General features: G+C 58.0%; 8 protein-coding genes and 1 tRNA gene. 8 read left to right on the plus strand and 1 reads right to left on the minus strand.

What is annotated here, in order from left to right:
* The 7 genes from ACH2EH_RS13760 to lpxD all read left to right on the plus strand — a co-directional run.
* The coding region (locus tag ACH2EH_RS13760; RefSeq protein ID WP_395142585.1) for a lipoyl synthase at positions 1 to 633 on the plus strand (633 nt) is incomplete at its 5' end.
* 10 nt (positions 634 to 643) lie between these two features.
* Positions 644 to 6,013, plus strand: a complete 5,370-nt coding sequence (locus ACH2EH_RS13765) for a translocation/assembly module TamB domain-containing protein (protein ID WP_395142587.1) — start codon at positions 644 to 646, stop codon at positions 6,011 to 6,013.
* 21 nt (positions 6,014 to 6,034) lie between these two features.
* Entirely contained in the window at positions 6,035 to 6,673 is a 639-nt protein-coding gene (locus tag ACH2EH_RS13770; protein WP_395142589.1) for a sigma-70 family RNA polymerase sigma factor, read from the plus strand.
* A gap of 5 nt (positions 6,674 to 6,678) precedes the next feature.
* A complete protein-coding gene (locus ACH2EH_RS13775; RefSeq protein WP_395142591.1) occupies positions 6,679 to 8,562 on the plus strand; it encodes an outer membrane protein assembly factor in 1,884 nt (627 codons plus the stop codon).
* A gap of 27 nt (positions 8,563 to 8,589) precedes the next feature.
* Positions 8,590 to 9,276 carry an OmpH family outer membrane protein gene (locus ACH2EH_RS13780; protein WP_395142593.1) on the plus strand — a complete coding sequence of 229 codons (687 nt, stop codon included), beginning with the start codon at positions 8,590 to 8,592 and terminating at the stop codon, positions 9,274 to 9,276.
* 454 nt (positions 9,277 to 9,730) lie between these two features.
* Positions 9,731 to 10,477 carry a hypothetical protein gene (locus ACH2EH_RS13785; RefSeq protein WP_395142595.1) on the plus strand — a complete coding sequence of 249 codons (747 nt, stop codon included), beginning with the start codon at positions 9,731 to 9,733 and terminating at the stop codon, positions 10,475 to 10,477.
* The gene (gene lpxD, locus ACH2EH_RS13790) at positions 10,474 to 11,541 is read left to right on the plus strand and encodes a UDP-3-O-(3-hydroxymyristoyl)glucosamine N-acyltransferase (RefSeq protein WP_395142597.1); all 1,068 of its coding nucleotides are present in this window, start codon (positions 10,474 to 10,476) and stop codon (positions 11,539 to 11,541) included. Before ACH2EH_RS13785 ends, lpxD begins: the two co-directional genes overlap by 4 nt.
* Before the next feature lie 21 nt (positions 11,542 to 11,562).
* Here lpxD and ACH2EH_RS13795 read toward each other — a convergent pair.
* Positions 11,563 to 11,636 (minus strand) — tRNA-Pro (locus tag ACH2EH_RS13795).
* A gap of 76 nt (positions 11,637 to 11,712) precedes the next feature.
* On the opposite strand from ACH2EH_RS13795, the gene ACH2EH_RS13800 reads away from it, so the two are divergent.
* On the plus strand, positions 11,713 to 12,584 hold an 872-nt coding region (locus ACH2EH_RS13800), incomplete at its 3' end, for a hypothetical protein (protein WP_395142599.1).

Genomic DNA, 12,584 nt, shown 5'->3' on the forward strand with positions numbered 1-12,584 from the left:
GTCACATCGGTGAACCGCGATGAGCTGCTCGACGGCGGCGCGGCGCACTTTGCCGCCGTGATCAACGCGCTACGCGCCGCCATGCCCGGCACCAGTATCGAAGTGCTCACCCCGGACTTTCGGGGCCGCAAGTTCGCCATCGAGATGGTCTGCGACGCCCACCCGGATGTCTTTAACCACAACACGGAGACCGTCCCACGCCTCTACCGTACCGTCCGCCCGCAAGCCAAGTACGCACGCTCGATAGACTTTCTCCGCACCGTCAAAGAGCTCGCCCCCACGATCTACACCAAATCCGGGATCATGCTGGGCCTGGGCGAGACCGAGGAGGAAGTTTTGGAAGTGCTCTCGGACTGGAAAGACGCGGGGGTGGACGCCGTGACACTGGGGCAGTATCTCAAGCCCGGCAAGGGCTATCTGGACGTGGTGGAGTACCTTCACCCGACGCGTTTTGAGCACTACAAAGCCCTCGCCGAGAACATGGGCTTTCTCTCCGTTGCATCAGGGCCATTTGTGCGCTCGTCGTACAATGCCATTGACTTCCGGCACAAGTACCTCGACGGCACCCTATCCCCACCACGCCCCGCCACACCCGGGCCGCGCCGCCTGAGCCTACCTCTGGCGGTGGTGTGATAGGTTCCGCGTGAGATACCTTGGTGCTGCCACCAACGGGCTCCTTGCCCTGCTGGTAGCGCTCGCGCCGCCCCTTTTCTTCGTCGTGTGGGCCTGGCCGCAGACACTGGCGCGGTTCGACCAACAGCTTGCCCAGAGCAAACTACTTCTGGAGGAAGAAGCCAGCATCGCGCTGGAGCGCCCCGTGCATTTTGCCAAGCTCTCGCCGAACCTGAGCCTCGTCACGCTACGCGCTGCCCTCACCCAGGAGTCGCTCCCGATTGTTGTGGAGGGGCTGGAGCTCGGTGCACGACCGGATGAGCTGCGCTGGACGGGGCAGGACTGGCTTATCCGCGTGCCCCGGCTCAGTCTGAGTGTCTCCCCCGCCGCACTCCAGCAAGGCAAGTTCAGCGAAACTGGAGTGGAGGAAATCGTCGTGGAGAGCCCCGATCTGCTTGTCTACCGCACACCGGAGGGCAAGCTCAGTGTCGAGGACTTCCTTCCCAAGCCTAAAATGCTACCCGATCCCACGCAGCCCCCCTTCCAGACCCGTGTGCGGGTACGTAATGCCCACGTGCGGCTCCGTGACTTTGCCAGCTTGCGGGCCCCAGGAAGAGCGGAAGAAAATAGTGTGGAACGCCTGGATGCCACCATAGATCTCAGTGGCACCCGCACACTGCGCTTCATCGCACGTGCCTTTCCCAGCAAAGCAACCGTAACACGCCTCGCAGGGCCGATTCTGCTCGAAGGCACTGCACGGCGTAACGCCCCTGGCCCGCGCCCCGACAGCCCGAGTCAAGAACAGCCTTTGCTCCGCCTCAGCGCCACCGTGCGCGATGCGGATCTTCCCTACTGGATAGGCTACACCACTAAGCCACGCCCCGAAGCCACCCTCACTCGTGGGCGAATAGACACACAGGTCACCCTGCTGCTCCCCTCAGAAAAAAGTGCCCCCCCGATCTTCCAGGTTGAAGCTCAGTTTAGGAAGCTTGATATCTTGGTCAAAACCCCAGCAAAGCTCCCTCTGACCGAGCTGGGAGGGAGTGCGACCTACGGGAGCGGCACACTCACGGCTGCGATCGCGGGAAACGCACTGGGGGAGAGTTTTCTTGCCACCGGTCGGGTAACCGCACTCGACTCGGAGAAGCCCTACGTGGCCGCAACTCTGACGATGCCGCGTGTACCGCTCCGGAAAGGGCTTGCGCTACTGCCAGCACTCAAGCTTCCGAAAGAGCTACGCCTTGGCCCGACACTACGCCTCGAAGGCGCGACCCTTCTGGGAGCACTGAATAATCCACAGGTAACCGCGCATCTCTCGGGCCTTGAAGGGCAGTGGCAAGGACTCCCCGCTCTCACCGCCCAAGCCCGTGTTACCTACGCCGACGGTCTGGTTCAGGCCACCACCCTCACCGCAGCACTCTCAGGAGGGGGGACTCTCACCGGCCAGGGGAGCTACAGTGCCAAACAGCGTACTGGCACCTTCGAAGCCCATCTGCGGGGTGCCCAGCTCAGCCGGGTTGCCCTGCTCCGTGATCTCAAAATGGATCTCAAAAACCCACCGACGGGCCAGCTTGACGTGGATTTCCGAGGGAAGATTCAAAACGATGTTCTCACGGCAAGCGGACTCGCTCAGACAAAGAACCTGCGGATTGTCGGACTAGATTTTCCCACAGCCAGCGCACGCCTGTCCCTAAACGGGAAGCGCTATCAGGTAACAGAGGGCACGCTGGCGGGATCTATGGGGGTATTTCGGTTGGCAGGCAGTGGACAGATCGGGGGGCAGGTTGCTCTGGAAGGTCATCTAGTCGCAGCAGATCTGGGGCAGCTCGCGGATGCGTTTGGTCTACCAGGAGTCGGGGGGACGCTCTCGGCCTCAGCACAGCTCACCGGCACGCAAACAGCGCCTGTTCTGTCCCTACGCGATGTCACCGTTCTTCAGCCGCGCTACCGCTTCGAGAACCGCCTTTTTGTCGCCGATTCCGCCCACGCTGAGCGCGCCAGCCTGCGACTCCTCTCTACAGGTGAGTTTCGTGTCGAGCTGGACCCGATGCAGCCGCTTCGGATATCACGCTCCCCAGCAATCGCGGAGCTCGCGGGGACGATCATTGGAGCAAAAAACACAGCCGGTGCCCAGCTCAATCTGAGTGCCAAAGTGGAGAATCTAGAGCTGAGCACCGTGCTTTCCCAGCTCAGTGAGGAACCGGGGCGCTTCGCGCCAGAGTGGCTCCAGATAACACCAGGGTATCGAACACTTCTCGAGGATCTCGACTGGACAGGAATCGCAAAACCGCCGGTCAGTGGGTTTATTCGCAGTGCCAATGCCACGATTCGCGGCGATACTAGTGCCCTCCAAATCGAAGGCGATGCCACGCTGGGGCGCTTCCTGGTTGCGGACTTCCCTCTAGAAGGGGGCACCCTCACCTTCACTCGCAACACCGAGGCAATCCGGGTTCAAAAGCTCGTCCTCAACACCGCCACAGGCATCATCACCGGCGAGGCGCAGCTCACCACCGAGGGCAAGCTCTCAGGAGCACTCAGGGCGGATGCGCTTAACCTGGCAACACTCACGTCGCTGGAAGGGCTGGCAGATAAGCAACTAGGAATCACAGGCACTCTATCGGCCTCACTGACACTCGCGGGCTCACGGGAGCATCCGGTCTTTACAGCCAAGCTCACCGATGCCCAGTCCATAAAAATCATAGGGATCCCTATTACAAACCTGGAGTTCGGTGAGATTCGTTTCGCCCCCGAGATTGAGGAAGATCAGCCACTACTGGGAACAATACTCCTGCCACGTGTCGCGCTCCAGCTAGGCGACACGGGCACAAGCCTATCCGCAACCGATATTCGCTACGATCTGAAAACCAGGCAGCTCTCCAGTAACCTCGATATCACCCAGGCACGCTTTCAAAAAGTTGTCAAATTACTCCAAGGGGCACACCTAGACAATACCCCGGAGGGACGAGATTTTATCCAGGCTCTCTACACGATTCCATCCCTGATTGATGCGACCGTCGCCCTCACTGGGAATGTCGCGGCTCGCCTCACTGAAGACGGACCACGGGACCGGCGTGCACGCTTCGCGCTGACCAGCCCAGACCTGAGCATTCAAACCGAGGGAGCATCTAAGGCAGTGCAAGGCAAGCTCGCGGTCAGCGCCACCCTGACAGATGAGCGGCTAGACCTAGATGCGGCAACACTCGCCCTTACCGATGCCCAAACCGATGAGCCAACTCTCTTGCGTCTGCTCCGACACCCCGGGCGTGACCGTGAGACCGGCGAGTCCGTGACGACCAAGAGCTGGCTGCGGCTTCCCTACGATCCGAAAGAGCCCCTGGAATACCACCTGACCCTAGACGCCAACGCCATTCCCCTTGGGTTGGTGAGTACCCTGGCACCCGGTGCGCTCCCCGTGCCTGTCCAAGGTAAAGCCGCAGTGACCATTGCCGCCGATGGCACCGTCGAAACTCCTAAAATCACGGCATCGTTCTTCGCGGATAACCTGCTCCTGGGCGATACGATTGGGTATGCAGGACAGTTTAATGCGCCTCCTCTGTTAGTAGATCAGCTTCGCTTTCAAGTGGAGCTGCTCGGGAAAAACAAGCAGGACTGGAACATCACCCTCTCCGATGGTCGCCTGACCCATGCCAAAGAGATCCTCACTTTTGAGGGCCAGCTCCCCTACGACAATGCGAGTCATCGAATCGCGGCCCGCCGCCCGATCAGCCTCCATGTCGCCCTCGACGACGCGGCGGGGCTGACGGTCGCGACACTCAGCCAGTACTTCCGAACGGGGAAATCCCAGCTCACTGGAATCATTCGGGGCAACGTGACACTAAAGGGGAGCCTGAGTGCCCCGGAGCTCGATGGGAAGCTCAGCCTGACAGAAGCATCCGCACGCTTCCCTAATCCGAGTCAGCGCCTCAGCAGGGATGTCATCAATCCGATCCAGCACCTAGAGCTAGCCCTGGAGCTAACCGGCAAGGAAATCCGGTTCCCGAAAGCGGAGCTCTCTCTGGCACAGCTCCCACCACAAGCTAAGGTGGAGCGTGGGAAACCCCTCCCCGTGATCCCCCTGGCACAGCTCCCTTCTGCGGGAACACTGGTTTTGGAGCCGGGCTCGGTGATCCGTATCGAGAACCTGGAAGACTTCACCCGCCTTTTTGTCCGCAGAGACGAGGCAGAGGAGTCGCCGAGGCTACGGGGCGAGTTTGATCTCAAGGCACGCTTCACAAAGTTCCAGCTTGACACCGACAATGCCAGTGCCCTCATGATGAACGAGTCCCTCACGCGCAGCCTTGGTGGTGGGCTAGCGGAGGCGCTCAAGGGCGAGATAGACGGTCAAGTTTTGATCCAGGGGCCCTTGCTGACTCCTACCATAGCAACCGCTGCTAACCAGAATCTCAAGCTTTCAGATCTAAGTTTTAGGTATCCCCGTAATGTGCTTCCCGAGTCGGCGCAGAACAATGCCCTTCTTTTCAATCCGCGCTTTGCCATTGCTCTGGAGACCGCGAGCGATGCCCGCCTAACTATCAGCACCCTCTTGGAGTTCAAGGCAACCGGGGGGGTCACGATCTCGGGCGATCTGGCTGCCCCCAAAATAGAAGGCGTTCTAACCCCCACAGGCGGCTATTTCAAATACCCTCTGGCAACCTTCACCGTGCAGCGTGGCGGCGAGCTGCGCCTTACCTATGCCAAGCGCTACGAGGCGGGACAAGATCGTCTCCAGTTCGATCTGCGCGCCCAGGATGTGACCGCAACCGCGAAAGTCATGGTCAGCAGCTCCACCGTGAAATCGTCGCGTTCTAACCCCAGTACCTTCGATCCCAATCGGCTGAGCAACCAGATCCCCGAGGAGCTCGCGGGGCGGCGAATCTCCGTGACGACCAGCTTCAACGGCCTCCTGCAACAGGGCGACACGGCAGCGCAGGCGGGCAAGCCGCAGCCCAATTTTATCCGCCTGAGCTCTGATCCCGCTCTGAGTGAACCCGCAATTCTCTCGCTCTTATTTCCGTATCAGTTGCTCGCCCAGCTCTCCCCGGACGCCCTCCGTGAGGGAGCCAACCTAGTGAGCGGAGGGATATTTGGGGCGATCATTACTCCCATCACCGGTCAGTTTGGGAGGTTTTTCGGTTTGGAGGATATCTCTCTGGATTATGGTCTGGATGGACTTGCCAACCTCTATTTTATTCGTCGCCTACCGGAGCCCTTTGAGAAAGTCACGATCGAGGTTCGGCGTACCTTCCAGACGCGTAGTGGCTCCGGTAAGCTCCTTCCCGAGCTCTACAGCCTCAATTACGAAATTGGACAGCTCTGGCGCGGCAGTCGGCTCCAGTTAGGCGCTTCCACCAACGAGCAGCGTGATAGCCAGCTCTTTCTGCGGGGGACATTTCGCTATTGATTCCACAAAAGCCTGAAACGTTTGCCGGGAACAGATGTCTACCGAGATGGCATCGTGGAGAGTAAAGAAGGACGTCCCGTAGGAGGAGAAGACCGGGATCTGAGCTTTGATCAGATCAAGGAGAAGTATCAGCTTCGTATCTACAACCTCATCTTGCGGATGATTGGCAACGAAAACCCAGACGATGCTGAGGATCTAACGGTCGAGACTTTTGTCAATGCCTGGCGTGCCTGGGGAAAGTTCCGCCGTGATGCCCAGGTCTACACGTGGCTCTATCAGATCGCCTGCAACTTATGCAAGAACTGGTACAAGCAAAAGGGCCGTCAGCGGGAGCGGGAGGGCTACTCGCTCGATAACACGCTAGACAGTGAGTCCGGTGAGCTATCCCGCGAAGTGCCTGACTGGCGCAATGCTCCCGAGAAGCTTCTGCTAGAGACAGAGTTTGGACAGAAAATTAGAGACGCGGTCGAAGCCCTGCCTTCGGAGTACCGCGAGGTGCTGATCCTGGACCTTTGGGAGGATCTGCCCTACGAGGAGATTGCAGCCATTTTGGGCCTCTCGGTGCCTGCGGTAAAAACGCGGTTGCATCGGGCCCGCAATAAAATACGTCAGCGGCTGGAGCCCTACTACCGGGGCTGGCTGCGGCGTGAGGAGCTATAGCGATTATGTGGTTTAAGTTAGGGATTAGTGCGGTCGCACTCAGTGCGGCCAGCACGGTCTGTGCACAGGAGAGTCGCCCTATCGCGGAGATACAGTTTCCAGGGCGTCAGAATACCAATGAAACGACGGCAACACTGGCGGTCGGCAAAGTTTTCAAGATCGGTTCCCCATTTACTTTCAAGGGGCTTGAAGATGCCAAAAAGGCGCTTTTAGACACGGGGTTTTATGCGGCTGTCACGGCGCGTTTTGAGGAACTTCCGGATCGGCGCATCCGGCTAATCTTTAGTCTGTCCGAAAACCCGATCCTGGATGTGATCACCTTCACGGGCAACAAAGTCATCAAGAACGAGGATTTGCTGAAGCTTTTAGCGACCAAGCCGGGTGGTGTCTTAAACCAGAAGACCCTCTCCGCCGATGTCCTCAAGATTCCCCGCCACTACCAGAGCCTGGGCTACCGCGCCCTCGTGGTGATAGATGAAGTCTCGCTGGATCCAAAGACCCGCACGCTCACCATCCCAATTCTGGAGACTGTTGTTGAGGAAATCAAGGTTGATGGAATCACGAAGACGGCGAAAAATGTCGTTCTGCGTGAGCTTCGCACTAAGATCGGTAGCCCCTATAACGACAACTTGCTTCAAGAAGACCTCTCGCGCCTCATGCGGCTCAATATCTTTGTGGATGCCGTCACCAACGCCGAGCCAGGGAGCGATCTGGACAAGACCAAGGTCACCCTCACCGTTCAGGAGCAGCGCACGGGCCAGGTGGGTGTTTCGGTGGGTTACTCCGCGCGCCAGCGCCTTATCGGCACGGTCAGCCTCAACGAACAAAACTTCCGTGGAAAGGGTCAGGGCCTTGATCTGCAGTGGTCCGTGGCGGGGGGAATCTCGCGCAACTCCTACGAGCTAGGCTTCACGGAGCCATGGGTAGATAAGAACAATACCAGCGCCAGTATCACTCTCTACGACCGCTTCGCCTTCCGTTTCAACCGTATCCTCTCATCAAACTTCACCAATGATCTTTCCAACAACCAGTACTTCGAGGAGCGCAAAGGCGGTGGCTTCAACCTCTCGCGTCCTCTGACTGCGGATCGGTTCACACGTGGCTTTGCCGGAGTGCGCGTTGAGGGAATCCAGGCCAACAACCTCCAGCAGAACTACGATGCCCTCAGCGACGACGATATCAAGAACCTGCGGGGCTCGCTGGTGCAAAATGGCCGCATCTCGGCGGTGACTTTTGGCATGATCTCTAACCCGACAGATAATGCCCAGGACCCCGCGCGTGGCTACTACCTCTCCCCAACCATCGAGCTGGGAAACAGCCGCTTCAACTACGAGAAACCCAACCTCAATCCCAAGTTTGGTCAGACGGGCGAGCCGCGCCTACTCATTGAGAATCGAAATCAGACGGGTGCCTTTGCCAAGTACACCCTGGATTACCGCCGCTACACCTCGCTAACCGGCCAGCGTACCAAAGATAACCTACGTGAAGGCAAACGTGTCCTAGCCTCGCGCTTGCTTGTGGGAGCGGCAACGGGCAATATCGCCTTCTCCGAGCAGTTCTTCATGGGAGGGCCGGATAACTTACGTGGCTTCTTCGATGACCGCTTCTGGGGAAATAACATGTTTCTCTTATCCAACGAGCTTCGGATTCCCTTTGATAAGCAAAACCAGCTCGGAGGAGTTATCTTTGCGGATATTGGCCATGCCTGGGGTGCCTCCTCAGTGAACCAGGAAAATATCGCAGGCTTCACGCAGCAAAGTGGCTTCAAGCCGCGTGCCAGCTTTGGTCTAGGCATCCGTGTTCGAACTCCCGTCGGCCCTGTTCGTCTCGACTACGGTTTTGGCGATGGAGCAGGGCGGAGCCACTTTTCTATTGGGCAGGCGTTTTAATTTTAGAAGAAGGAGAAACTTTTCACTATGATCTTGCTCCAATACCGCATGCGAGCCCTACGAGCTATTCAGTCTTTTCGTCTCTTCGCCCCCGTGGCCCTAACTCTGCTGGGGGGAGTCGGCATTCCCGCACTCACTCCAGCGCCCGCACATGCCCAACAGCAGTTTGGGATCGTTGACTTTCAAGAGTGCGCCAAACAGTCTAAGCTCAAGAAAGATCTCGATGGGCAGTTTGAGACCTTCAAGCGCAGCATGCTGAGTGTTTTCAATCGCCTGAAAGAGGGCAATGCCATCTACTTGACCAAGCAGGAGATGACCGAGCTCGCCGCAATCTACGAAAAAGGCGACAAGACCACCCCTGCCGAGAAGACTCGTGCGACGGATCTACAAAAGAAAGCGGATCAGAGCGCCGGAACCCTCAACCGACTGTCAGGAACGGTGGGAGTTCTCAAAGACGATGAGAAAAAAGAACTGGAGCGCCTCAATGCCCTTCAGAACGAGGGAATTCCTATCCTCAACGAGATCGGTGCGGACTACGAACGCCGTATCACAGAAAAAGGGACGATTTTTGAGACTCAGTTAGAGAAAATCGTAAAGGATGCCGTGAAGAAAGTGGCCCTGGAAAAGAACTTGGCCCTGATCTTCAACGCGAATGTCGTGATCTATGCGGCAACGGATATTACTGAGGATGTGGTCAAACTTCTCCAGAAGTAGTCGCTCCAGCGTACTGCTCGCGGTGGTCGTCAGTCTGGGGGCAACGGGGTGCAGTCAACCTGCTCCCGTTCGTCTTGCGACGCCTAAGCCCACCTGGGCTTGGGTGAGGTTGGATGCTCTGATTAGCAACAGTCCGTTGGCGAAGAAAGCGAAAGACTTCTCCCCCATTGGGATTCCGACATGGGGACACGCGCCATTTCCTTCGTTTCTTACGACATCCCTTTTCTCAGAAGTTCCTGCCTGGGAGACAGCCCAGCAGCGCCGACTAGAGGGCAGAAAGAGACTACAGGAAGCCGATCGTCAGGGAATACAAGAATTTTCCGAACTCCTTCAACAGCGTCAGACACGTTTTTGGGCGATTAGTCAGGCGCAGTTTGAAATACAGGAGCGGCGCATTTCGGTAGATAAAGCACAGGAGGATCGCTTAGAGGCAGACCGTAGTGTCTCAGAAAAAATGGCACTGCTCAGAGATGACATTGCTCTAGCGCAGATCCAGTATCAGATATCCCAGGCCCTCGCAAGCCCGGCCAATGACACGCTCCTCGCTCCTGATGATCCCGTGAAGGTGCAGGCAGAGGTCACCCGCCTGAAGGCAGCCGCGTTACGTGCCGAGATACAGACGGATCCTCTGACCGGAGTGCGACGTGCCAAAGTTCTCTGGACAGGTGGAACGCCTCCGCGTAACCCTCGGGTACTCTATGCCGCCTCACGGGATGTTCTGAAAGTTCTCTGTGACACGCTGGATGGCCAAGTCGCACAGGCACAGAAAGACGCCGATCAGAAACGCCTTCTCAGTGCCCGGGAGCGAGAGGCCGAAGTCCAGATACGAATCGCGCAGCGTCTCGAAGGCCTACGGAGCCGGGCCGAAAACTTTGTTCTGCGCTTAGATCAAGAAGAGAGCCTGGGTAAGATACTGCTGGCAGAGGAGCTTCCGACACGGCGTGCCGCGAGCGCCTCTCTCCCGCTAACGTCTTCGCCGACCACAGCTCCCTCTCCCAAAAACACCGTGTTCCTCAAGCCGCTCACCTCCCTTCCTACCAACCAAACACTCACAACGGAGCGCTCCGCTCTTGAGGCAGAAGTCCGTGCAGCGGTGCTGGATGTCGCCCAACGCAGGGGCATTATGATCTCGTTTCGTCCTCGTCCGGGCGTACCAGATCGTACTGCAGAATTTGCAAATTGGATAAAGGTAAGCTTGTGATAGAAGAAAAAGAGCTGCGCCGCCGGACGGTAGCAGAGATTGCAGCAGTCGTACAAGGTCAGATTTTTGGCGACCCGGCGACCATGATCTGTGGAATCGCCTCCATTGAAGAAGCGCAGACAGGCGATATTACCTTCGCCGAGAGCCCACGTTTTCTGGAGACTGCACGCCGCTCTCTTGCCTCCGCCATCCTGGCCCCCCAAACGGCGATCAGTAACGGTGACACCAAAGTAATAATCGGTGTCGAGAATCCCCGTCTGGCTTTTGCTCAACTACTCGATCTCTTTGCACCAGAGCACTATGCGCCACGCGGCATCCACCCGACGGCGGTACTGGGGAGCGATCTTCAGTACGGCAATCTGGTGTCTATCGGCGCTCAGAGCGTCATCGGCGAGAATGTCCGACTTGGCAAGAACGTGACAATCCATCCGCTCTGCTACATCGGCAACAATGTGGAGATCGGCGACGACACGATTTTGTTTCCCCAGGTCACTCTTTTGCATGGCACCAAGATCGGTAGTCGCACCATTATTCACTCGGGAACGGTGATTGGGGCGGATGGCTTCGGGTACATGATGGTGGGCGGCCAGCACCTGAAAGTGCCACAGATCGGAACGGTCACCATTGGCGACGATGTGGAGATGGGGGCAAACTGCACCATTGATCGGGCAAAGACGGGGACAACTCGGATCGGCAACGGCACCAAGCTGGACAATATGGTGCACGTGGCCCACAACTGTCAGGTGGGAGAGCACTGCCTACTGGTGGCACAAGTTGCACTTGCAGGCGGCGTTCAGGTTGGTGACTACTCGGTCTTCGCGGGCCAGTCGGGCGCGGGCGAGCATGTCAAGATCGGCGCACGCTCCGTAATCGCCGGACGCGGAGGCGCGATCCATGACCTCCCCGAAGGCTCGTTTGTCTCGGGCTTCCCTGCCCGTCCCCACAAAGAAGTCCTCAAGGCTCAGGCCGCGATGCACCGCCTGCCCGATATGCTCAAGAAGCTACGCGACATGGAGAAGCGCCTCGCCGAGCTAGAAAAAGACAAAGAAAAACCCTCCGCTTGAGGAAGCGGAGGGTTTTTCTAATCGGGGCGACACGATTCGAACGTGCGACCTTCTGAACCCCATTCAGACGCGCTACCAAGCTGCGCCACGCCCCGAAAAGACGCAAGGCAAATAGTATCACCTCACTTGTGAACCCGCAACCATACAGGCCCGTTCTGCGTTAAGATTTCCGTGCAAGACAAAAGTATTCTCTTTCAGCTCTTCCCCAAGCCGACCGGCCAGAACGGCTACGAAGACCTCGTCCGCGCCGCTGAGCTTCTGAGGCGCAGCTCGCTCTGGGCCGAGGCACAGCAAAAAGGCACCCTCACGAGCCGCCGCCGCGCCCTCAATGACACGCCGGTTAGACAGGCCCGGGCACTGATTGATGCCGCGATGCTGAAGCCTCTGCTCCCGCCTGTTCGCGAGCTGAGCGTCGCCACGACCTTTCCGGAGTTTGCAGGCTTCCGCGATTGTGCAAGGCTTCTCTCCGCCGAGATGCATGTCTTGTTCGCGGAAGGACGCACGGCTGCGGCGCTGGTGAGCTTTGCGCAGGGCCTACGGCTGGGCAGTGCTCCCAAGGCTGAGGTGCTGATCGGCGGACTGGTCGGGGTGGCGATAGACGCAATCTTACTGGCGAGAGTGATGCGCCACCTGGAGCAGTTCACCCCACGCGACTGTGATCGTGTACAGGCGACGCTCCGCGAGCATATCGAGGCAGATAAAGGCAATGCTGAAAAGTCCATTGCCGCAGAAATACGCTTCCTAGAAAATATGCTCCCAACACTGGAAAATACAAACATAGAAAGCTTCAAGGAACTTTTCTCAGACAACGATGATCCTAATTTAGCTCAAATCCAGAGCCAGTTTCTAGCCACACAACGCGATCCAGCCGCGAAGAAACGCTTTGTCACTGCATTTATGAGCGGTGCACAGGCACAACAGCAGTGGGCGCAAGCCTATCTGGAGAACCCCTACGTGCTGCCACCCGAGCCGAAGCTCCCAGAGGGCACTCTCGAAGGAGCGTTGCTCAGTGCCATCACCCCTACCTATCCACGTGCAGTAGA

Origin of the sequence: Armatimonas sp., assembly GCF_043760365.1 — a bacterium.
Taxonomy (GTDB): domain Bacteria; phylum Armatimonadota; class Armatimonadia; order Armatimonadales; family Armatimonadaceae; genus Armatimonas.

Excerpts from the sequence above, each read along its gene's own strand:
- ACH2EH_RS13775 (WP_395142591.1), top strand. The coding sequence starts at position 6,679 with ATGTGGTTTAAGTTAGGGATTAGTGCGGTCGCACTCAGTGCGGCCAGC.
- ACH2EH_RS13780 (WP_395142593.1), top strand. The coding sequence starts at position 8,590 with ATGATCTTGCTCCAATACCGCATGCGAGCCCTACGAGCTATTCAGTCT.
- ACH2EH_RS13785 (WP_395142595.1), top strand. The coding sequence starts at position 9,731 with ATGGCACTGCTCAGAGATGACATTGCTCTAGCGCAGATCCAGTATCAG.